20 protein-coding genes are annotated in these 20,686 nt (G+C 58.3%); 9 read left to right on the top strand and 11 right to left on the bottom strand.

The window, feature by feature from the left end; all coding sequences use genetic code 11:
- Nucleotides 1-36 precede the first annotated feature (36 nt).
- The 3 genes from NT26_RS10825 to NT26_RS10815 form a co-directional block, all read right to left on the bottom strand.
- Entirely contained in the window at nt 37-1,020 is a 984-nt protein-coding gene (locus tag NT26_RS10825) for a ComEC/Rec2 family competence protein (RefSeq protein WP_052638835.1), read from the bottom strand.
- A gap of 726 nt (nt 1,021-1,746) precedes the next feature.
- Nucleotides 1,747-2,502 (bottom strand): SOS response-associated peptidase, encoded by a 756-nt coding sequence (locus NT26_RS10820; protein WP_052638834.1) that lies wholly within the window; start codon nt 2,500-2,502, stop codon nt 1,747-1,749.
- The gene (locus tag NT26_RS10815; protein WP_052638833.1) at nt 2,503-2,949 is read right to left on the bottom strand and encodes a hypothetical protein; all 447 of its coding nucleotides are present in this window, start codon (nt 2,947-2,949) and stop codon (nt 2,503-2,505) included. It abuts the gene before it with no gap.
- A gap of 360 nt (nt 2,950-3,309) precedes the next feature.
- Here NT26_RS10815 and ligD point away from each other — a divergent pair, with 360 nt between their 5' ends.
- Nucleotides 3,310-4,350 carry a non-homologous end-joining DNA ligase gene (gene ligD, locus NT26_RS10805; protein WP_052638831.1) on the top strand — a complete coding sequence of 347 codons (1,041 nt, stop codon included), beginning with the start codon at nt 3,310-3,312 and terminating at the stop codon, nt 4,348-4,350.
- A gap of 87 nt (nt 4,351-4,437) precedes the next feature.
- Complete coding sequence (locus tag NT26_RS10800) at nt 4,438-5,418, top strand: winged helix-turn-helix transcriptional regulator (RefSeq protein WP_152338604.1); 981 nt, start codon at nt 4,438-4,440, stop codon at nt 5,416-5,418.
- Nucleotides 5,419-5,446: 28 nt separating this feature from the next.
- Here the strand turns inward: NT26_RS10800 and NT26_RS10795 are convergent, their stop codons facing one another.
- The 4 genes from NT26_RS10795 to NT26_RS10780 are packed head-to-tail and all read right to left on the bottom strand — an operon-like array spanning nt 5,447 to nt 9,960.
- Nucleotides 5,447-7,846 carry a xanthine dehydrogenase family protein molybdopterin-binding subunit gene (locus tag NT26_RS10795; RefSeq protein ID WP_052638830.1) on the bottom strand — a complete coding sequence of 800 codons (2,400 nt, stop codon included), beginning with the start codon at nt 7,844-7,846 and terminating at the stop codon, nt 5,447-5,449.
- Nucleotides 7,843-8,604, bottom strand: coding sequence for an N-acyl homoserine lactonase family protein (locus NT26_RS10790; RefSeq protein WP_052638829.1), 762 nt, complete (start codon nt 8,602-8,604; stop codon nt 7,843-7,845). Before NT26_RS10790 ends, NT26_RS10795 begins: the two co-directional genes overlap by 4 nt.
- On the bottom strand, nt 8,601-9,080 hold the full coding sequence (locus NT26_RS10785; RefSeq protein WP_052638828.1) for a (2Fe-2S)-binding protein: 480 nt from the start codon (nt 9,078-9,080) through the stop codon (nt 8,601-8,603). Before NT26_RS10785 ends, NT26_RS10790 begins: the two co-directional genes overlap by 4 nt.
- Nucleotides 9,073-9,960 (bottom strand): FAD binding domain-containing protein, encoded by an 888-nt coding sequence (locus NT26_RS10780; protein WP_052638827.1) that lies wholly within the window; start codon nt 9,958-9,960, stop codon nt 9,073-9,075. Before NT26_RS10780 ends, NT26_RS10785 begins: the two co-directional genes overlap by 8 nt.
- Nucleotides 9,961-10,146: 186 nt before the next feature.
- Between NT26_RS10780 and NT26_RS10775 the strand changes: the two genes are divergently transcribed.
- Nucleotides 10,147-10,935, top strand: a complete 789-nt coding sequence (locus NT26_RS10775) for an SRPBCC family protein (RefSeq protein WP_052638826.1) — start codon at nt 10,147-10,149, stop codon at nt 10,933-10,935.
- A 64-nt stretch (nt 10,936-10,999) separates the two neighbouring features.
- Here the strand turns inward: NT26_RS10775 and NT26_RS10770 are convergent, their stop codons facing one another.
- Genes NT26_RS10770 through NT26_RS10755 form a run of 4 tightly spaced genes read right to left on the bottom strand, consistent with a single transcriptional unit; the run spans nt 11,000 to nt 14,353 of the window.
- The gene (locus NT26_RS10770; protein WP_052638825.1) at nt 11,000-11,971 is read right to left on the bottom strand and encodes a branched-chain amino acid ABC transporter permease; all 972 of its coding nucleotides are present in this window, start codon (nt 11,969-11,971) and stop codon (nt 11,000-11,002) included.
- Between the two features lies 1 nt (nt 11,972).
- Nucleotides 11,973-12,860: a branched-chain amino acid ABC transporter permease gene (locus NT26_RS10765; protein WP_052638824.1), complete on the bottom strand. Its 888-nt coding sequence runs from the start codon at nt 12,858-12,860 to the stop codon at nt 11,973-11,975.
- 34 nt (nt 12,861-12,894) lie between these two features.
- A complete protein-coding gene (locus tag NT26_RS10760; RefSeq protein ID WP_052638823.1) occupies nt 12,895-13,602 on the bottom strand; it encodes an ABC transporter ATP-binding protein in 708 nt (235 codons plus the stop codon).
- Nucleotides 13,595-14,353: an ABC transporter ATP-binding protein gene (locus NT26_RS10755; RefSeq protein ID WP_052638822.1), complete on the bottom strand. Its 759-nt coding sequence runs from the start codon at nt 14,351-14,353 to the stop codon at nt 13,595-13,597. Before NT26_RS10755 ends, NT26_RS10760 begins: the two co-directional genes overlap by 8 nt.
- A gap of 257 nt (nt 14,354-14,610) precedes the next feature.
- Here NT26_RS10755 and NT26_RS10750 point away from each other — a divergent pair, with 257 nt between their 5' ends.
- The 6 genes from NT26_RS10750 to NT26_RS10725 all read left to right on the top strand — a co-directional run bounded on the left by NT26_RS10750 (nt 14,611) and on the right by NT26_RS10725 (nt 20,662).
- A complete protein-coding gene (locus NT26_RS10750; protein ID WP_052638821.1) occupies nt 14,611-15,819 on the top strand; it encodes an ABC transporter substrate-binding protein in 1,209 nt (402 codons plus the stop codon).
- A gap of 83 nt (nt 15,820-15,902) precedes the next feature.
- A complete protein-coding gene (locus NT26_RS10745; protein WP_052638820.1) occupies nt 15,903-16,670 on the top strand; it encodes an enoyl-CoA hydratase-related protein in 768 nt (255 codons plus the stop codon).
- Between the two features lie 60 nt (nt 16,671-16,730).
- A complete protein-coding gene (locus NT26_RS10740) occupies nt 16,731-17,486 on the top strand; it encodes an SDR family NAD(P)-dependent oxidoreductase (protein ID WP_052638819.1) in 756 nt (251 codons plus the stop codon).
- A 22-nt stretch (nt 17,487-17,508) separates the two neighbouring features.
- Nucleotides 17,509-19,035 (top strand): class I adenylate-forming enzyme family protein, encoded by a 1,527-nt coding sequence (locus tag NT26_RS10735; RefSeq protein ID WP_052638818.1) that lies wholly within the window; start codon nt 17,509-17,511, stop codon nt 19,033-19,035.
- 23 nt (nt 19,036-19,058) lie between these two features.
- Complete coding sequence (locus tag NT26_RS10730; protein ID WP_052638817.1) at nt 19,059-20,219, top strand: iron-containing alcohol dehydrogenase; 1,161 nt, start codon at nt 19,059-19,061, stop codon at nt 20,217-20,219.
- Complete coding sequence (locus NT26_RS10725; protein ID WP_052638816.1) at nt 20,219-20,662, top strand: acyl-CoA thioesterase; 444 nt, start codon at nt 20,219-20,221, stop codon at nt 20,660-20,662. The genes NT26_RS10730 and NT26_RS10725 overlap by 1 nt, the downstream gene beginning before the upstream one ends.
- The last annotated feature ends 24 nt before the right edge of the window (nt 20,663-20,686 follow it).

The raw sequence follows: 20,686 nt of genomic DNA, 5'->3' as shown, positions 1-20,686 counted from the left end.
CCGTCGCTCTCCGCGTTGGGGGAAGGTTCACATGGCTCAATTCTCAATGGAAATTATGCGCCTAACCGGCTCAGTTCCGCGTGGAAACCAACAGGCGTCGCCCGTCAGCATCCAACCGCCAATCGCTTGCTCCCAACTATCGTGAAAGTGATATCTAGAGAGCGACACCTTTCCGCGCTTAGAAGCCAGCGGACCACAGTACAGCGTCATCGTCACGAGGTTATGGTCAAGCCAAAGCGCGTCATAGCAGTCACGAAGCTTGTCGCGGACGTGCGGGTCCTTGGCATTTGCCATGATGGCCTTCTTGTCGAGCGGTGTCCCAAACTCATCCTCTAGTGCTCGCTCGAAAGCGCGCATCAATTTGGTTCCCGGTAAGTGGACATAAGGGATCAGTGCCCAATTTATCGCTCCTTTCGGTGTCATAAGTTGGATGGTAGCGCCGGCCACTACCTGCTGCATCGCCGCGACACGGTCCGATCGACCTTGAACCCGGTTGGGGTCGGCAACCAACTCGGTCATTAGCCGCGGCGGCTGTGTCCACTCGGGAACGTAACCGTCCTCATCACCATCGTCGCTTAGATCAATTGGCAGGATCGGGCCTTCACCGCCATCGTCGTCTGAACCGCCCAAGAAGGTGATCGTCTCGACACCCCGACTGCCAAACCAACTGGCAAGATCGTTTGTGGCTTCGATGAACATGCCAGACAAAGCGCCGCTTGAAGCCTCTCGAGCCATGATTGCCAGCACCATCGACTCGTTGAGGTAGGGAAGGACGACCTCGCGTACCCTAACCTGGCAAAGCAGTTCATCCACGCCGCTGACATGGTCGCTATCAAGATGTGAAAGAAAGAGCATGTCGATGTCACCGCAACTGGCAGTGATCTTGATTTCGCGCCGTAGTGCGTCCCGCTGGTTCGAGCCGCAGTCGTAAACCCAGCGCCACGACGTTCGCTGTGTCCTCAGCTCGCCACTAAACAATCCGCCCTGGCCGACCGCGTGCTGCACCATCTTGACTTGCATGATCCCTCCTCGGCCTCCGACTCAGACCAAGGTAGTACTATGCTCGAGTCTAGGACACCAAGACCAGGGGCTGAATGACCACGGGAAGGTCGTGAGCCGGCTAGGCGACCATTGCCCCCCAGATCAGCACGGCCGCTGTATATACGAGAGCCGACAACGGTTCAAAGACGACCAAGGCGCACTAACAAGGAATGATGCACCGTCCGCTTTCAACCGCTGGCGCAATGTACTTGAACGACGAGACCAAGCGCTACGCGGAAGCTGCATCCGTGAGCGGTTGTGTCCGCTTTGGCCATAGTCACTATGGCCTTCAGCAGCTTTGCGCCGCCAGTAGCGGTCACCCAAGTCGCAGTATTTGGTCGCCGGTTCTCAAAGCGCACCAGCAGTACCTCTCCTCGCTAAGGCTTTTCACGCATGCAACAGGGGCTAAATCCAGCCCATCCAGCTTGCTGCGTGTCCCGCTATGGAGGTGAGCGCGAACAACAACGCTAGCGCGGAAATCACGTAGCCTAGCCAGTCGGGCATCTTAGTAATAACTTCTCATGACTCCAGTCATGTTTGAGAGATTAGGCTCCTGATCTTGATCATCCACCGAACTGCAAAAGGGACAGAAAATGCCCGCTCCACCACATCCGAATTGCCGCGAGCCAGTCCTTGGCTTTCGAGGGTGAGGTTCGCAGGCCCAGCCAGTGCCATTGGAGCTGTCGCAAGTTTCCATGACGTCGCTTACAGCAGTGACGGGTGAGTAGCAGAGGGCTCGCTTCCAACCGCGCGCTCCGGAAGCAGCACAAGCTCGCTCACCGGTAGGGGGCGCTGCAGCTCTCTTGCCTCCGACCACGGTGCCGTCAGCCATCGTTCCACCTCGTCCTCGCTGCCCAGGATCACAGGCATTGCTTTGGGGTGGATGGGAGCCACAACGGCATTCGGCTCGGTTGTGAGGAACGCGAAGAGATCGCAGCGGATGAGACCTTCTTTCACTTTCCGAACGCATTCCCAATCCCGCACCCAGAGACCAGCGAAGAACATCAGTGGCTCGCTCTCGTCGCGAGCGAACCACGCGTTCGGTGTCCGGCCGCCTTCTACCTTGCTCGCTGGATCGGGCTCGGCGAAACGGGTGAACGGAACAACGCAGCGGTTCTCGATGCCAGTCCAGCGAAGCCAATGCTTGCTGGTCGTATTCCGGATGTTGGTCGTCCCACCATCCGGCTCCATCTTCAGCAGCTCCTGGAAGTCGACTTCTTTTCCCTTTGCCCGCAGCTTGTCGGCCCGCTTCGTTGCGGCTTGGTAGAGTGCCTGCTGCGAACTCGGCATGCCCCAGCGCACCCATGACATCTCGCGGATACCGTCAATGTTGCGCACGATGGGTGCCATCTGGTCAGGATAGATGTCGAGTGATGGCTGGAGGTTGCCCAGGCGGTCGAGCGCCTTGGTAATTGCGCGGATGGCTTCCTGATTGGTGGTGACGTTGTAGAGGTTGCACATCTACAGCTCATCCTCATATCTGCTGGCGCTCAGACTGTGAGAACCGACATAATCCTCTGGCCGAACAGAAACGATCCTGCGTTCTCCGACCACGAACTTCCGCGTCAGTGCCCTGACAATGTCACGGGTGGCTTCTGCCCTGGCTGCATCCCATTCGGTCTTGCTGCCCCAGCGGCGGGCATCCTCATCGTCAATATCGAACAGAGCGGTCAAAACGGTCAAGTAGACGTCGTGGCTGGTAGCAGGCTCGCGGTTGCCGTGATCCCAGTGGAACGAGAATGGGTGCAGTCCCTCATAAACGATGCGCCTGGCGATGGCGTGAGTGGCCTGAAGTTCGCGTCGCCTTGATCTCCCGGTGCCCGCGAAGGCGTTGATCGTCACCCGGTCGATGCATGCGATGCGATGCCTGATGGCCTCCTTGAGTTTCCCGGCAGCGTCACCCGTCATGCTTCGCCCCTCTTCGGCGAAGGGCTCCAATCGCGCGTGAAACCCCGGCTCATGGCGGCTTCGGTCAACGCCAATTGAAGTCGCAGGTGTCGGCAATCATCGAGGAGGGTAGCGATGGCCGCGCGAGCATCACCACCGTGCCAGGCAACAGCAGCCTCGACTTCATCGATGGGGTCTTCTTCTACTGGCGGCTCTACAGGCAATGCGGACACGGGTTCTCCTTCGCGCCGAGGCGCGTCTGCTGGGTTCGAGATGTGATGGGAGCACGGCCGCCATGCGGCTCCTCTGTTCTCATTATGTTCTGCGGCGACGTGGAGTCAATGCGATTTCTTATTAAGCATTTCCTGCTGCAATAGCTCGATGACCAAGCGCCCTCGCAAGGCTGTTGCGCCACTGCTCCACGAGCACGACCTGCCGCTGAAAAGCGGGCGCGTCAGAAGGCGTGATCCGAAGCAGCCCGAACTACCTTTTGATCCCATGCCGGAGCGCGTGGAGCCTTGTCTCGCCAAACTGGTCACCAAGCCTCCTCATGGGGATGAGTGGTCATATGAACTGAAGTGGGACGGCTATCGTCTCGCGGTCCACATCGAACCCGGGCGAGTGCGAATCCTCACGCGCGGCGGCCATGACTGGACGCATCGCTTTCCAGGAATCGAGGAAGAGGCGAAACGGTTCTCACCATCGACGATGATCCTCGACGGAGAGGCCGTCATGTTCAACGAACGCGGCATACCGGATTTCGGAATGCTGCAGAACTCGCTTGGGGGCAGGGGCGGAAAACTGCCTTCACGGAACTCGGTGCTGCTTGCATTCGATCTGCTCTATCTGGACGGCCACGACCTGACGCGGATGGAGCACAGCGCCAGGCGAAGGCTTCTTGAGGATGTGCTGGCGGAGAAGACGGGCGCGATCCGTTTGTCGGAGGAGTTCGAAGAAGACCCGGACCAACTGTTCCGGCACGCATGTGTCCACGAGCTTGAGGGCATCATCGCCAAGCATCGCGATCGCCCATACCGATCTGGTCGTACCGGGGACTGGCTGAAGATCAAGTGCGTGCAGAGGGACACCTTCGCCATCGTCGGCTATGAGCCATCCAAGGCGGTGCCAGGTGCAGTCGGCAGCCTCTTGCTGGCGGCCCTCAAGGGCCCCGACTACGTCTATGTGGGTTCCGTCGGGACAGGCTTCAGTCAGGATCAGGCGAGGTCCCTCAAGAAACAGCTCGACAAGCTGAAGACGAGCGTTCCACCTGTGCGTCTACCGGGCAAAAACTTGGTGTCAGCGTCTCCATCGCTCTTGGCCGAGGTAGAGTACCGTGCCTGGACCCATACCGGTACGCTGCGGCATCCCTCCTTCAAGGGACTTCGGGAGGCGGAGGATTGGGCGGAGGTATACCGCCTATGAGCGCCATGCCTAGTTGAAATCGGCGACTTTCACTATTAGACTTGCGATACGATCGGCTAGATCGAAGCCGGCCCCATAAGGACGTGGATGCATTTGGACCTGAGCAAGCATATATTGTCGACCCAGTCTATCCAGCCGAAGCCTTTGATGGAGCGGCAGTCATCGGTACGCAGGACAATGGAAATTGTCCTGGACACGTGGAACTTCTTGATCCTTCGAGAGGCGTACTTTGGTGTCCGGAGGTTCGACAAGTTCCAGCAGCGCCTTGGCATCCCTCGGCAGACCCTGTCATCAAGACTGGCGTCACTGCTATCAAATGAAATTCTGGCGTTAGGAAAAAGGCCGAAAGAGCCGGGGCAACAGTACTTTCTTACTGAACGTGGAAAGGACCTGTTCCCGACGATGCTGTCTTTGATGGAATTCGGAGACAAGTGGCTCGCCGGCGATAATGAGCCGCCACTGCAACTGCTTCACAAGACCTGCGGATGCAGCTGTCGGCCGGTGACTGTGTGCAGCGAATGCCTCGAACCTTTCACGGCGAGGGAGGTTGCGCCTCGTGATGGTCCGGGAGCTGGGTACACACCCGTTGAGACCAGGCCCACATCCCGAAGGAGTTCTGACCCTGCGTTGCTTGAAAGAGTGAGGCCCTGCTCCGTTGCGCGGACCCTTGCGATCATCGGGGATCGCTGGAGTTTCCTTATTCTTCGAGAGGGTTGGAACGGCGTCCGCCGATACGAGGAAATGCGCGAGAACCTTGGAATCGCGACCAACATCCTCTCCGATCGGCTTGCACGGCTCGTTCAGGCAGGCGTTTTTCGCAAGACGCCATATGGTAGTGGGGACCGTTTCGAGTATCGCTTCACGGAAATGGGACTCGATCTCTACAAGCCGATGCTGGTCATGATGGCTTGGGGCGACCGCTGGTTGGCAAATGGCAAGCCCCCGATGCGCCTTCGGCACAAGAAGTGCGGCAATGATTTCTCTGCCGTCGTCGTCTGCTCCGAATGCAAGAAGCCGATCTCGGCCAAGGACACCGACTACAAGCTTAGGTACCCGTTTGACCTTTGATGCGAGGCCGGCGCGTTCGCTTGGAGTGCTACGCCGGCGTCTTGACCGGCTGACCTGCTAGTGCCTTGTCGCGCAGCAACTGGAATATCCGCTCGGGCGTAATGGGCAGGGTCTCGACTGAGACGCCAAGATGGGCCAAGGCATCAGATACTGCGTTGGCAATAGCTGCTGGAGCCCCGATTGTTCCGCCTTCACCCATTCCCCGGAAGCCGCCAACGTTGTTGGGCAAGTCGGCCTCTATGTGTACGATGCCGATGTTTGGTACGGTGCCTGCGACAGGTACAAGATAATCTGCAAGGCTGGCAGCCACTGCCTGTCCATTGTCGTCGTGAACGATCTCCTCGAGCAGCGCGGCACCGATGCCTTGCGCTACAGCTCCATGTACTTGCCCGTCCACGATCATGGGATTTATGATCTTGCCGCAGTCCTCTGCCACGACATAGCGGCGTATTTCAACACCGTAGGTCTCCGGATCGATCTCCACCATCGCCAGATGCGTGGATGAGCAAGCCGTCCCCAGGTAAGGATCGTAGGTTTCCGATGCGGTGAGGTCTTCGCGTTGCTCGCGTGGGATGCGCCCCATTTGAGTATACACAGCTGAGGCGACTTCCTTGAGCGTCATCGTTAGATTGGACTGGCGGCTCGCAATGATACCGTCGCGGATATCCAGATCATCGACGCTCTGCTCCATGAGAAAGGCCGCTGCCCGTAACACCTTGCCTTTAACAACCCGTGCGGCGAGCGTGGCCGCGCCACCTCCTAGCACTGCCGAGCGACTGGCGTAGGTGCCGCTGGACATTGGTACGAGTGCGCTGTCACCGTGTCTTACCTGGATGTCCTCCAACTTACAGCCAAGCTCATCGACGATCACCTGTGCAAGGGTCGTCTCCAAGCCTTGGCCATGTGACGAAATCCCGAAAGATGCTGTAATCGCGCCGGTTGCGTCTATCTCGATCTTCGAAGTTTCTGTCCCGGTGTTGATGGGCATGCCGGGCGCGACCGATATGCGTGAGCCTATACCCGTCAATTCCGCGTAGCTTGCCAGTCCGATGCCCACCCAACGGCCTTCGCTTCGTGCCGCGTCTCTCTGGCGAACCAGGTCCGCGTAATCGGCTTTCTCGCAAGCGCCTTCCAAACACTCTTGGAATGCGGACTTGTCCCAGATGATCCCCGAAGCCGTCCGGTAAGGGAATTCTTCCGCCCGCACCAAATTTCTTCGCCGGAACTCGACGGGGTCCATGTTCAACTCGCGCGCCGCCATTTCGACAAGCCGTTCCATGGCAAAGGTGGAGGAGGGACGGCCAACTCCCCTATAGGGACCCGTGGGCGGCTTGGGAGTGAGGACACCCCTGATCCGGCCCCTGTAGTGTTCCATCCGGTATGGACCAGGGAGGAAGCTGACGACCTGTACGGTTTCCAGTGCGGCGGTCCATGGATATATGGAGTACGCACCCACGTCGCCGATCACGTCTGCTTTGAGCCCGATGAGCAGCCCCTCGCTTGTGACAGCCAATTCCGCTTCGATCAGTTCGTCGAAGGCCTGGCTTGTGGCAGATAGGTCCTCCAGACGATCGCTGACGAACTTCACTGGACGTTTCAGCTTTCGCGCCAGGACGCAGACCAGCATCTCTTCGGGGTACAACGACCCTTTAGCGCCAAAGCTGCCACCGACGTCGGGTGCGACAACCCGCAAGCGTGTTCCGGGCAAATCCAGGCAACCTGATAGTACGTCGCGTATGATGCCCGGGCTGCCCGACGACGTGTGGAGGGTCAGCGACTGCTTTCTGCCGTCCCATTGGGCCAAGTAGGAACGGTTCTCCATCGGGACTGCGGTCTTGCGGGTCATCCTGAAGCGGCCCTTCACAATAACGGCAGCCTCCTCGAAGGCGGCATCAACATCGCCTCGCTTGAACTCGCGGCGAATTATGGTGTTCGTTCCGGCCTCTTCGTGGAGTAACGGCGCATCATCCTTGACTGCGTCGACCTGCCGGATGGCGAAAGGCAACGGGTCGTACTGGATGTTTATGTGCTCAAGGGCATCCTCGGCGGCGTACCGGCTCTCAGCGACGACCGCAACAACGGGTTCGCCAACGTATCGTACTTTTCCTCGCGCTAGGGGCCAATTGGGAGTGGCGTAATAGCCGGGCATGCGGGATGTCGGGATCGCCGGCTTGATCTCGCCTTCGATGTCACTGATGTCATAGATGGCTACGACCCCGGGGACTGAGAACGCTTCGCCGACATCAATGTTCAGTATCCGAGCATGCGGCTGGTCGGAACGCCTGAGTGCTACATGCAAGGTTCCGGCGGGAGATATGTCGTCAACGTATTGCCCCATGCCTGCAAGAAGGCGTGGGTCCTCAGTACGTTTGACGCGGGTCCCGACCATTTTCGGTCGGAGTTCGGCAGGATGTTGGTGATCGGTCATTCGTAGAATTCCGATCCTTTCCGAAGGCCCTTCCACTGAGCGTCATCGTGCCCTGAAATAACAGTGTCGCCGCTGTCGCGCATGGATTTCAGACGCTTGAGGGCCAATCCGGCGAGCTCCATGTTCCAGGTATTCTTGGGCGCAATGCCACTGTCGATATTCTCCTGCAGAGGGGCGGCATCAGACGCGAGTACGAAAGCGCCGTCACGGTCCAGCTCAATTCTGGCGACGCTCATCCCCGGAGTGTGCCCCGGCATCGGGATGATCACGATCCTGCCGTCGTCAAAAAGATCATGCTCGGTGGCGAATGTCTGAAACCCCTGCGGCTGATCCCATTCGCGGGGAAGATAGCCCGCGCTAACGGCACCTTCAGTCCGTGCCGCTTGAAGCTCGGCCTCATGACAGATGATGGTGGCTTTGACAAAGTAGGCGTTACATCCGCAGTGGTCAGGATGGAGGTGCGAACAGATGACAACGTCAACATCATCTGATGTCAAACCCACGTGGTTAAGCTGATGAATGACGGTTTGATCCGGCTCGAACGCCGGCGTCATGACTTTGCTCAATCCTCCCCAACGCGCTTGGGGATCGATAGCGGCTTCGGGATTGCAGCCGCTATCGAAGAGTACGTTTCCTTGCGGGTGGCGTAACAGAGTAGCGTGCACAGGAAGCTCGATCGACTCTTCCTTTGGCGCTCCTGCGACATAGATCGACCGTCGCATGCGCAGCCGGCCACCTTCGAGGAAGTGCATTTTCATGTGAGAGGTCCTCTTTCCCGTGCCAGTTCGCGAACAGCATTGACTATGTTCTCATATCCCGTGCAGCGGCAGATGTTGCCCGAGAGGGCTTCCCGTATCTGCTCGTCCGATTCGAGCGGGTGATGCCGGAGAAGGTCCGTGACTGCCATGATGAAACCGGGCGTGCAGAAGCCGCACTGGAGCCCATGATGCTGGCGGAAGGCCTCCTGGACCCTGCCCAGGCAGTCGATCTCCCCCTGACCTTCGATGGTTTCAATCTCCAAGCCATCGACTTGGACCGCAAGAGTCAGACACGAGCGCGCGCTTCGACCGTCCAGAAGTACGGTGCAGGCACCGCACACTCCATGTTCGCAGCCGACATGCGTTCCGGTAAGGGTCAGTTCTTGACGCAGGAAATCGCTAAGAAGCATCCGCGGTTCGACGGTGCGGGTGTAGGATATCCCGTTGACGCCCACAGTAATTGTTTTCTCAACCATTGGTCGCCTCATTTCTACCGCCCGCTCTAACCCAGGCGGAGCGGAGCGCTCTCTTCGCGAGAACGCCCGACAAATGCCTGCGATAGTCAGCGGAGGCGTGGATATCGGTATTCGGCGTCAAGATGTCGTTGAGCTTTTCAGCGACCGCTTGGAGCACTCCTTGAGTCAACTGCGTCTCCTCGAGAATCTCTTCGACCTCAGGAAGACGCAGAGGTACTTCGCCGACGCCCATCATCCCGATACGGACGTCTCGTGCACGTCCGTTATCCATCCGGAGTGTGGCGGCAAAGGCGGCCAATGCAAAGTCTCCGTGACGCTTGGCGAATTCTTCGAAGCCCCAACCGGCTTCATCGGGCATCACGTCGATCTCCACTGCGAGCACCATTTCATCCGGCTCGAGACTGTTGACCAAAGAACCCACGAAAAAGTCGGCCGCTGGGATACGTCGCTCGCCCCGTATCGACAAGGCGATGATTGTTCCGTCCAAGAACCGTGTCACCATCGGCATTTCGGCTGCCGGGTCGGCATGGGCGACGCTGCCGCAGAAGGTGCCTCGGTTGCGGACCGTGACATGTGCGACATGTTGCATGGCATCATGGACCACCGGCAGATGCTTGGCGATCAATGGATCAGAGGCTGTCTGATGATGGCGGACGGTCGCACCAATCCTTACCCGCTTCCCGACTAGCTCTATGCGGTTGAGGCCTGCGATCCGATTCACGTCGATGAGGATCGACGGCTTTACAAGGCGGAAGTTGATCATGGGCATGAGGCTTTGGCCGCCGGCAATGATCTTGCCGTCGCCGTTCGATTCCGCAAGCAGCCGCGCTGCTTCCTCGACCGTTGTAGGGACTGCATAATCGAATTGCGCCGGCTTCATCGTGCCATTTATCCCATCGCATCGGAGACCTTGCCATCAACAGCCCTGTTATCAAGGCGCTTCGGCTGCCATCTCTTCGAGATGCTCCAAAATTCACTTGCATTATTAGACTTTACGAACGATTGTCAAGTGACCAGTGTGCGGCTTGGTGTCAGTCGCAAAGGGACATAGGTGAGGAGAGAATCAATGGAAATGACGGGCCAGCAGATGATCCCGGCAACAAAGGAAGAGGTCTGGGCCGCGCTCAACGATCCCGAGGTGTTGAAGCTCTGTATCCCTGGTTGCCAGGAACTGGTGAAAATTTCGGATACTGAGATGTCCGCGGTGGCCGTCATGAGGGTTGGTCCAGTCAAGGCAAGGTTTCAGGGCAATGTAACGCTGTCCGACCTCGACCCACCTCACGGGTACAAGATAAGCGGAGAAGGACAGGGCGGTGTCGCCGGCTTCGCGAAGGGCGACGCAACCGTGAAGCTGGAGGCCGTGGATGATGGAACCATGCTGCACTACAGCGTCGCCGCGCAGATCGGGGGCAAGCTCTCCCAGTTGGGCGGGAGGCTTATCGATGTTACCGCCAAACAGATGGCGGGGCATTTCTTCGCCAAGTTCTCTGAGGAGATTCAAGCCCGCAAGGCTTTGCCGGCCTCAGGCAGCCAGAAGCAGGACGGCTCGATTCAAGTTACAGCGCAACATGGTGGCGCGACGGAGCCTGCGCGTCCCGCGGCACCCGCCGCGCCTTCTTCCGGCCCATCTGGCGGAAGCCTAATTGCGGATACTCGTGGGACAGCATCCTTGCCTATGCTGTCCCTTATAGTCTTTGTGTCGGTGCTGGCGGCCTTGGCGGCTTACAGCCTGATCTCCCCGACCCTAACGTCCGAAAGCAGCGTCCTAGACGGGGTATCTCCAGATTTGACGACTGTAGCGCTCTTGGCGATGGCCGCGGCAATCGGTTACTTGTTCGGCGCAAGGTCGAGATAGTCTGCTGTTGGACGAAAAAAAGGCCGGATTGATCCGGCCTCCATGCTTGCATAACAAGACTTATCTACGCCTGACCTCGCTGGAGGAAGTGCTTCAATTCTCCAAAGACACCACGTCTGAACATCATGACGCAGACGACGAAGAAAAGGCCGATTATGAACGTGATCGGCAGGCCACTCGTTGCGAGGAAGTGTTCGAGGCCGACAACGACGGTTGCTCCGACGATGGGTCCGATAAGGGTACCCATGCCACCGAGGAGCGTCATCAAGATGACTTCACCCGACATGTGCCAAGTCACGTCCACGAGCGAAGCCAGTTGAAAGGCTATCGCTTTCATTGAGCCGGCGAAGCCCGAAAGCGCAGCCGACAGGGTGAAGGCGATCAGTTTGTAGCGCTCTGGCTTCAAACCCAACGAGATTACTCGCGTCTCATTCTCTCGGATTGCTGAAAGAGTATGACCGAAGGGTGAGTTGACGGTGCGCCAGATGATCACCAGGCCGAGGGCTGTGCCGCCGAGTACGGTGTAGTACATCGCAGTTATGTTTTCGAGGTTGACGATTCCCAATAGGTAGCCCCGAGGCACGCTCTGGATGCCATCCTCGCCGCCGGTGAAGGGCATCTGGACTGCGAGAAAGTAAATCATCTGCGCAAGGGCCAGCGTGATCATCGCGAAATAGATGCCGTGCCGGCGGATCGCGATCGCTCCAAAAATGAAGCCGACGATCGTCGCAAACGCGGTGCCAGCGAGAATCGCGAGTTCGAAGGGCAACTGCCAGACCTTCGCCGCATGGGCGGCGATGTATGCGCCCCCTCCGAAAAAGGCTGCGTGGCCAAAAGAAAGCAAGCCGGCGTATCCGAGCACAAGATTGAATGCGGCGGCGAAGAGAACGAAGCAGAGAATCTTGATCAGGTACAGCGGATACGTGAGCAGAGGTGCGAGCAGCAGAATCGACGCGACCAGTATCAGCAGGGCGAGACCAATAGACCGCGCCAGGTTGGACTTCGGCAGAGAGGAGGAAAGGGCTGTCATATTCATATTACGCCTCCCGTGTGAAAAGGCCCGCCGGCCGAATGAGGATAACCAGCACCATCACCACGAACACCGCAATTGAAGATGCGGCAGGGTAGAATGTCTTGGTCAGACCTTCGATTACACCCAATGCCAGCGCAGTGACGATCGCCCCTCCGATGGACCCCATGCCGCCGATCACGACGACGGCGAATACGACAATGATGATACTCGAACCCATCCCGGGGCTCACTTGATAAAGCGGTGCCGCAAGCGCTCCAGCGAAGCCAGCGAGACCGACGCAAAACGCGTAGGTCAAGGTGAGCATCAGTGGAACATTGATGCCGAACGCCTGAACAAGCGAGGGATTCTCTGTCGCAGCTCTTAGATAACCTCCGAGCTTCGTCCGTTCGATGACCAACCACGTAATCAAGCAGATCGCCAGCGACACTACGATCACCCACGCCCGATACATCGGCAGGAACATGAAGCCGAGGTTGAGGCCGCCGCTCAGTAGAGCAGGAACGGGATAGGGCTTGCCGGCCGATCCGAATACGTGTCGGAAGAGCCCTTCTAACATGAGAGCGACGCCGAATGTCAGGAGCAGGCTGTATAGGTGGTCCATGCGGTAGAGCCGCTTCAGGAGCAACCTCTCCACGCCAATCCCCGCCAGCCCGACAATTAGGGGGGCCGCGATCAAGGTCCACCAGTATCCCAGGCCAAGTCTTGAGAGCAGGTACCAGGCGACAAACCCGCCAAGCATATAGAAGGCACCATGGGCGAAGTTGATTACGTTGAGCATCCCGAAGATGATCGCTAGACCGAGGCTCAGCAGCGCGTAGAATGAGCCGTTGATCAGGCCGAGCAGCAATTGGCCCAAGAGGACGGGTATAGGCACCCCGAGGAAATCTGTCATTGGATTTCTACCTGTTGAAGTGTGTGTGCCACGGTCAGACCCCGAGGTACCGGTTGAGACGGTCCATGTTGGCGTCGAGTTCGCTGTTGGGGATTTCGTCGACGACCTTCCCTTGATCCAGCACAAAATGCCGGTCCGCGATGGAGGCTGCAAAGCGCAGGTTCTGTTCGACGAGGATGATGGTGATGCCTCGCTCTTTGAGTATCCGCAAGGCGGCCCCGATCTCCTCGATGATGACCGGAGCTATGCCCTCGGTCGGTTCGTCGAGAAGGATGATGTCGGCTCCAGTTCGCAACACCCTTCCGATCGCCAGCATCTGCTGTTCGCCCCCGGAGAGGCGCGTTCCGGGCGTTGCGCCACGTGCCCGGAGGTTTGGAAAGAGATCGTAAATCTCGTCGATGCTCATCCCTCCTGTTTTCCACGCGGGCGGGAACAGCAGGTTCTCCAGTACGTTCAGTTTCGAAAATATGCCGCGCTCTTCCGGGACATACCCGATGCCGTGGCGGGCTACCTTGTGAGGTGGAACCTTCAGGAGGTCTACGCTCCCCAACAACCCGCTGCCGGAGCGTTTTCCGACGATGCCGATCAGGGTCCGTAAAGTCGTAGTCTTGCCCGCCCCGTTCCTGCCAATGAGCGTTACAACTTCGCCTCTTCTTACATTGAAGTTCACTCCGTGCAGGACGTGGCTTTCGCCGTACCAGGCTTCGAGGTCCTTTACATCGAGCAGTGCGGGTTCAGACATGGGATGCTCCCATATAGGCTTGTCGAACTTCGCTGTTGGCGGACACTTCGGCGTATGAGCCTTCGGCGATCACTTCGCCACGACGGAGTACCGTGATCGTATCGGACAGGTCCGCCACAACCCCGAGATTGTGTTCTACCATCAGCACGGTTCTGCCTTTTCCAACCCGCCGTATGAGATCAGCGGTTCTGCCGATATCTTCGGTGCCCATGCCTGCCATCGGTTCGTCGAGCAACAAGACCTCGGGCTCCAGCGCAAGTGTGGTCGCCAACTCCAGTGCGCGCTTGCGCCCGTAGGAAAGTTCGCTTGCCAATGCTCCTGCCTTGTCGGAAAGACCCACACTCTCGAGAAGCGCGCTCGCTTCGTCATCGAAGCGTCTGAGGCACGTATTGGATTTCCAGAACGAGAAAGTCTCGTGCTCGCGGGCCTGAAGGGCAACGCGGACGTTCTCGTGTGCGCTTAGATGCGGAAACACTGAGGAAATCTGGAATGAGCGCACCAGCCCCAGCCTTGCGATGTCCGCCGGTGCCATGCCGGTAATGTCACGCCCCTTGAAAAAGATGTGTCCGGAACTGGGGGAAAGGAACTTCGTAAGCAAATTGAAGAGTGTGCTCTTGCCCGCGCCGTTTGGACCGATAAGGGCGTGAATAGTTCCCGGACTGATTTGGATGTCGACGTTATTGACGGCAACGAAGCCGCCAAACGAGCGCGTTAACCTGCGCGCTTCAATGATGGGTGCGTTTTCCGGCACGCGTCCTCCTACCGGCTCGAAATCTCCTCCAGCGCACCAATGAATGCTGTGCGCCCTCCCTTCCGAGAGGACTTCAAGAAATCACACAAAGTCTAATAATGCAAGCTTGCGTAGTTTGATAATTTCTGCTTTCCTTGCGGCACAGTAACTGTTGTGGCGCAATATGATCGTCTTATTTCACCGCATCAAGGTACGATAGCGCAAGTGCTATTGGCGTTGTGGAGGAGCCTCGACGCCGTAACTGGGAGAAGAAAGCCATGAGAAATCTGAGAGTCTTGTTGTCCTGCGCGGCAGCGTTTGCATCGGTAGGTATGCCCTTGCAGGCGCAGGAGTCAGGGCCGGTAAAGATCGGTGTTCTCACCGATATCAGCGGTCAGTTCTCGCATGAAAGCGGAGAGGGGGCAGTCGCCGCCGTCAAGATGGCCGTCGAAGATTTCGGCGGAAAGGTTCTTGGCCGTCCTCTGGAGGTGGTTGTCGCGGATCATCAGAACAAGCCAGAGGTCGCCGTTTCCACGGCTCGAGAGTGGTACGAGTCGCAAGGCGTCACCATGATCAACAACCTGATCAACTCGGGAATAGCGCTTGCGGTGACTCAGGTGGCGAAGGACGAGGACAAGATCGCCATCGTGAATGGCTCGGGTTCGTCGCGCCTGACCAACGACAGCTGCACGCCGAACTCAATCCATTATTCCTATGATACCTACGCGCTCGCGAATGGTACTGCGAATGAGCTGATCCGCGAGGGCAAGAAGGACTGGTACTTTCTGACCGCCGACTACGCGTTCGGACATGCATTGGAAGCGGACGCAAGCCAGATCGTAAAGGCTAATGGTGGGACCGTCTCAGGCTCGGTCCGATATCCGATCGAGACCTCTGACCATAGCGCGTTTATGTTGCAGGCCCAGGCTTCGCCTGCGGAGGTTGTCGCATTGGCGGGTTCCGGCACGACCTTCGTCAATGCGGTCAAGTCCGCTTCTGAATTCGGTCTCGCAGCGTCTGGCAAGACGGTCGCAGGTCTGCTGGTGTGGGCCACCGACGTCCATGCGCTGGGACTGGAGACGGCTCAGGGGATGATCCTCACCAACGCATTCTACTGGGACCGTGATGACGAGACGCGCGCTTTCGCCAAGAAGTTTCAGGAGCGGGTCGGTCGCCCCCCTCACATGGGAGACGCCGGGGATTATTCGTCCACGATGCACTACCTGAAATCCGTCGAGGCGGCAGGTACGACTGACGCGAAGGAGGTCATGGCGAAGATGAAAGAGACGCCAATCAATGACTTCTTTGCGACGGGCGGCAAAATTCGCGAAGACGGGCGGATGGTCCACGACATGTATGTGTATCAAGTCAAGACACCTGAGGAGTCCAAGGGCGAGTGGGACCTGCTGAAGCTCGTCACAACGATCCCAGGAGACGAGGCATTCCGCCCCCTCTCCGAGAGCGAATGCCCCCTAGTCAAGAAGTGAGCCGACCAATGCCCGGCGGCGACGCCGGGCACCCTTGAACTGCCCCATCAACTGGCGACGGGCCAGGAGCAAAGACGGACCACATGAGCGATCTTCTGCTTGAACGATCAGACGGCGTAGCTGTCGTCACCCTCAACAAACCGAAGCAACGCAACGCTGTCACCTACGACATGTGGCGCGGGCTGGCAGAGCTTTTTCAAGACCTCGACGCCGACCAAGACGTTCGTTCGATTATCCTCACGGGAGCCGGCACGGATTTCTCTGCCGGCGCGGACATCAGCGAGTTCGACGCGATTAGAGGTAGCGCTGACGCGAGCAAACATTACGAAGTTGCCGTAGATGCAGCTGGAGACGCGATCTTTAGCGTTTCCAAGCCCACTATCGCGGCTATCCGTGGCTATTGCCTTGGCGGCGCTGCGCACCTCGCAATGTCTTGCGACTTTCGAGTAGCGGAGCACAGCGCAGTGTTCGGCATTCCGGCGGCCCGGCTGTCGATCGTCTACGGGGTTTCCGCAACGCGGAAGCTGCTTTCACTCGTCGGAGTGACGGAGGCAAAACGAATCCTCTACACCGCCCAACGTTTCGGAGCCGAAGACGCCCTCGGGAATGGCTTTGTCGACCAGTTGACGGATGACGCTTTACAGGCGGCCAAGGAACAAGCGGCTTCCATGGCCCCTAGCGCTCCCCTGACGATCCGGGGAGCGAAATACATTCTGAACGGATGCGTCAGAGGCAATTTCGACCCGGCCGAAGCGGACCGGCTGATCGACGAAGCGAGCGGGAGTCAGGACTACGCTGAGGGGCGAAGAGCCTTCAGCGAGAAGCGCCCCCCACGGTTTCTCGGTCGATAAAGAATTCGAGTGCTGAACACGTTCGCGACGCTGGCAGCACGTTCCAATAGGAGACATGGAATGCAAACCAATCTGAATGGCAAGGTAGCGCTTGTAACGGGCGGTGGCCGCGACGTCGGCGGTGATATAGCTCGTTCGCTCGCCGCAGAGGGCGCTGTCGTAGCCGTCAACTACAGCCGCTCGAAAGCCGAGGCCGACAGTGTTGTCGAGTCCATCGTCGCCAAGGGCGGTAGGGCAAAAGCCTATCAGGCTGACATCAGCGTCAATGACCAAGTTAAAGCCATGGTTGCTGCTGTTAAGGAAGACTTCGGCACGATCGATGTGCTGGTCAACAACGCTGGCTACGTAAAGTACCAGAGGTTCACCGAATCGACCCCCGAGGAGTGGAGGAAGCAGATCGATGTCTGCCTCTACGGTGCGATCAACTGCTGTCACGCGGTGGCACCGCTGATGATCGGTCAGAACGCCGGCCGGATCATCAATCTTGTTGGCGATAGTTCCCGAATAGGAGAGGCAAACCTCGCAATCGCAGCTGCCGCTCGCGGTGGAACCATCGCGCTTGGAAAATCGCTGGCGCGCGAGTTCGGTAGAAACAGTATCACCGTCAACACGGTGTCCCTCGGCCTTGTCGAGACCTCCCATTCGGACCCCGAGTTCCTGGAGAAGAACCGCGAGAAGATCGTGAAGGCGTATCCGCTTCGCCGCATCGGCAAGCCCGACGATATTGCTCCGATGGTCACATTCCTCGCATCTGAAGCCTCGTCGTGGATCACGGGTCAAGTGATCAGCGTCAACGGTGGTTTCAGCATGGTGTGAGCGAGTAGGGGAGGAGCTTGCGATGATACACTTCGATCTCATAGCGCCCGTTGGCGATATTCTCCGCCGCAACGCGCGGGTGCGTCCCGAAAAGATGGCCTTTGAGGATAAGCATCGGGCCATTTCATACAACCGGCTTGACGAGGAGACGCGGGCGCTCGCCTCCCATCTAAGGGCGGCTGGCCTGAAAGAGGGGGAGGCTGTCGCGGTCTTCCTCCCCAACTCGGTCAACTGGGTGGTCGCATGCCTGGCGGTCGTCAGGGCAGGAGGCGTCTCCGTACCAGTGGCCATCGAATCCACCGACGCGGAATTGGCGTATCGGCTCGCCGATGCGGAGTGCTCAATTCTTATCAGCGTTCCGGAAAAGAGGACGCTGGTTGATGCACTGCAACCGCGCCTGGAAAGGTCCGTGAAGATCATAGAAGCGAGCGACACAGCCGGCTTCGAATCTCTGGGGCCCAGCCCGGGTGTCGTGGAAGACGACCCCGATGTCGACCGAGCAGCGTATATCGTCTATACATCCGGGACGACGGGGCAGCCCAAGGGTGTACTGTTGTCCACCCGTTCGATGCTTTGGGTGACATCGGCCTGTTGGGCACCGATAGCGGGCTTGAACGAACATGACGTCGTCCTCAACACGCTGCCGCTATACCACTCCTATGCCCTGAATATCGCCGTCCTGTCCATAATCGCGACCGGTGCGAGTGAATACATCATGGAGAAGTTCTCGACGACAGAGGCAACGAGACTGCTTCGAAGCGGACGCTTCACCTTCATGCCGGGGGTCCCGACCGTCTTCCATTACTTCCTCTCTGCCTGCCAGGCGAACGGCGAAAAACTACTGTCATCAGTGCGGCTGTGCGTTTCCGCAGGCGCGATTATGCCCGGGACATTGAACAGTGACTTCGAGGCGTTCTTCGGGGTGCCGTTGCTCGACGGGTACGGCATCACCGAGACATCGACCATGGTAACGATGAACTGGCCTGGCCGTTGGCGCGTGCCGGGGTCCTGTGGGTTGCCTCTTCCTGGGCTGACTGTGCGTCTGGTCGATCCAAAGACGGGGCTCGATGTCCCTCCAGGGACGGAAGGAGAACTCATCTGCAAAGGGCCTAACCTGATGCAGGGCTATCATAACAAGCCTCTCGAGACCCAGAAGGCGGTGGTCGAGGGGTGGTATCACACTGGAGACCTGGCAAAGTCAGATGCGAATGGGTTCCTTACGATTACGGGCCGGCTGAAGGAATTGATAATCCGCGGAGGACAGAACATCGCGCCAGCGGAAGTGGAGGAGGCAATACTTCTCAACTCGGCCATCATGGATTGTGCTGTGATTGGCATGCCGCACACAATGCTGGGCGAAGTGCCGGTTGCTTGTGTCGTTCTGAAAGACGGCGTGCCTTTCGATCAGGATGCATTGCTCAAACACTGCAGGGACCGTCTTTCGACCTACAAGGTCCCTGACCGGATTTACGTGGTCGGTCAAATTCCCCGCACCGGCTCCGGAAAGATTTTGCGTGTGAAGCTCCGCGAGAGCATCCCCGCCGCATAGACGAGACCGCATAGGAGACGCGCATGAATCCGTTTGTTTTCAGTACAACGGCGCAGATTGTATTCCGGCCGGGTGCGGCAGCTGCGATCGGCGAATTGATCGGGCAAAGGCTCGGTCGCCGAGTGCTTTTTGTGACAGACCCGGGGTTGCGGAAGCTCGGCCTCTGCGAACCTGCGCTCGCGTCCCTGTCAGCATCCGGAATCGAAACGACGATTTTCGACGGAGTCGAAGCCGATCCGTCGATCGGTACGGTCATGTCCGCCGCTGCGGCCGCAACGGCAGGAGATGTCTCGGGGGTTATTGGCTTTGGCGGCGGATCATCGCTTGACGTAGCCAAGGTTGTCGCCTTGCTATGCGGTTCCGGCGAGCCGATCGAGGAGGCATGGGGCGTAGGAAACGCGAAGGGACCCCGCCTTCCTTTGGTGCTGGTGCCCACGACGGCCGGCACGGGGTCAGAGGTGACCCCGGTTTCGATCATTACCGTGGGAGGCGACGAGAAGCGTGGTGTCTCATCGCCGGTAATCCTGCCTGATGTCGCAGTTCTTGATCCCGATCTAACCTTGGGCCTCCCACCCGGGATAACTGCTGCGACGGGAATCGACGCCATGGTCCATGCGATAGAGGCATATGCGTCAACGAACGCAAACAACAATCCTCTGTCGAAGATGCTTGCACGGCAAGCCCTGCTGCTTCTTGGCGCAAATATTGAGAAGGCGGTATTCGAGGGACAAGATCGTGAAGCACGCGGCGCGATGCTCTTGGGCTCGATGCTGGCTGGCCAAGCTTTCGCGAACTCGCCCGTGGCGGCAGTACACGCCTTGGCCTATCCGATCGGGGGGAGATTCCATGTGCCGCACGGTCTTTCGAACGCGCTTGTGCTCCCGCATGTCCTTCGGTTCAATGCGCCTGCCGCCAGCTCTGTATACGCTGAGATTGCCGGTGACGTCTTTCCAGAGATCACCTGGGAAGAAGGAGAGCAGGGAAGATGTGCTGCTTTCATCGAGGGCCTCGCTGAGCTGTCGGTGAAACTCGGGTTGCAGTCCAGGCTCCGCGACGTCGGAATCGGCCAAGCCGACCTGCCGTCAATGGCTCGGGACGCCATGAAACAGACACGGCTGCTAGTGAACAATCCACGCGAAGTTACCGAGGCTGACGCCCTCGCAATTTACAAGGCGGCGTGGTGATGGGAGAACGAGCAAAACCCGGAGATCGCTCTGCTTACAAGGTGTTCCGCACTATCGATCTAAGATGGTCGGATAACGATATCTACGGGCACATGAACAACGTTGTACACTACAGCATGTTCGACACGGCGGTGAACGCCTTTCTGATCGAGAATGGAGCGCTTGATATGCGGGGGGGCTCCGAGGTGTTCCTGGTGGTTGAGACGGGGTGTCGCTACCACGCGGAGATGGCTTTTCCGGATCGCGTGACCGCGGGAATACGCGTCGCCAAACTCGGAAACTCATCCGTACGATATGAAATCGGGCTCTTCAGGAACGATGAAGACATCGCGTCGGCGGAGGGTTTCTTCGTTCATGTGAATGTCGATCGTTATTCGCGGCGACCGGTTCCGTTCGGCGGCAAGGTTCGCGGAGTGCTCGAGCCCCTCCTGACGCAGCCCTAAGAGACTCCTGTAGAGGTAAAATTT

This window comes from Pseudorhizobium banfieldiae (genome assembly GCF_000967425.1).
In the GTDB taxonomy this organism is placed as follows: Bacteria; Pseudomonadota; Alphaproteobacteria; order Rhizobiales; family Rhizobiaceae; genus Neorhizobium; species Neorhizobium banfieldiae.
Note: the sequence above shows the minus strand (reverse complement) of the source record. Positions and strands in the feature narration are given on the sequence as shown.

Excerpts from the sequence above, each read along its gene's own strand:
- NT26_RS10825 (WP_052638835.1), bottom strand. The coding sequence starts at position 1,020 with ATGCAAGTCAAGATGGTGCAGCACGCGGTCGGCCAGGGCGGATTGTTT.
- NT26_RS10820 (WP_052638834.1), bottom strand. The coding sequence starts at position 2,502 with ATGTGCAACCTCTACAACGTCACCACCAATCAGGAAGCCATCCGCGCA.
- NT26_RS10815 (WP_052638833.1), bottom strand. The coding sequence starts at position 2,949 with ATGACGGGTGACGCTGCCGGGAAACTCAAGGAGGCCATCAGGCATCGC.
- ligD (WP_052638831.1), top strand. The coding sequence starts at position 3,310 with ATGACCAAGCGCCCTCGCAAGGCTGTTGCGCCACTGCTCCACGAGCAC.
- NT26_RS10800 (WP_152338604.1), top strand. The coding sequence starts at position 4,438 with ATGCATTTGGACCTGAGCAAGCATATATTGTCGACCCAGTCTATCCAG.
- NT26_RS10795 (WP_052638830.1), bottom strand. The coding sequence starts at position 7,846 with ATGACCGATCACCAACATCCTGCCGAACTCCGACCGAAAATGGTCGGG.
- NT26_RS10790 (WP_052638829.1), bottom strand. The coding sequence starts at position 8,604 with ATGAAAATGCACTTCCTCGAAGGTGGCCGGCTGCGCATGCGACGGTCG.
- NT26_RS10785 (WP_052638828.1), bottom strand. The coding sequence starts at position 9,080 with ATGGTTGAGAAAACAATTACTGTGGGCGTCAACGGGATATCCTACACC.
- NT26_RS10780 (WP_052638827.1), bottom strand. The coding sequence starts at position 9,960 with ATGAAGCCGGCGCAATTCGATTATGCAGTCCCTACAACGGTCGAGGAA.
- NT26_RS10775 (WP_052638826.1), top strand. The coding sequence starts at position 10,147 with ATGGAAATGACGGGCCAGCAGATGATCCCGGCAACAAAGGAAGAGGTC.
- NT26_RS10770 (WP_052638825.1), bottom strand. The coding sequence starts at position 11,971 with ATGAATATGACAGCCCTTTCCTCCTCTCTGCCGAAGTCCAACCTGGCG.
- NT26_RS10765 (WP_052638824.1), bottom strand. The coding sequence starts at position 12,860 with ATGACAGATTTCCTCGGGGTGCCTATACCCGTCCTCTTGGGCCAATTG.
- NT26_RS10760 (WP_052638823.1), bottom strand. The coding sequence starts at position 13,602 with ATGTCTGAACCCGCACTGCTCGATGTAAAGGACCTCGAAGCCTGGTAC.
- NT26_RS10750 (WP_052638821.1), top strand. The coding sequence starts at position 14,611 with ATGAGAAATCTGAGAGTCTTGTTGTCCTGCGCGGCAGCGTTTGCATCG.
- NT26_RS10745 (WP_052638820.1), top strand. The coding sequence starts at position 15,903 with ATGAGCGATCTTCTGCTTGAACGATCAGACGGCGTAGCTGTCGTCACC.
- NT26_RS10740 (WP_052638819.1), top strand. The coding sequence starts at position 16,731 with ATGCAAACCAATCTGAATGGCAAGGTAGCGCTTGTAACGGGCGGTGGC.
- NT26_RS10735 (WP_052638818.1), top strand. The coding sequence starts at position 17,509 with ATGATACACTTCGATCTCATAGCGCCCGTTGGCGATATTCTCCGCCGC.
- NT26_RS10730 (WP_052638817.1), top strand. The coding sequence starts at position 19,059 with ATGAATCCGTTTGTTTTCAGTACAACGGCGCAGATTGTATTCCGGCCG.
- NT26_RS10725 (WP_052638816.1), top strand. The coding sequence starts at position 20,219 with ATGGGAGAACGAGCAAAACCCGGAGATCGCTCTGCTTACAAGGTGTTC.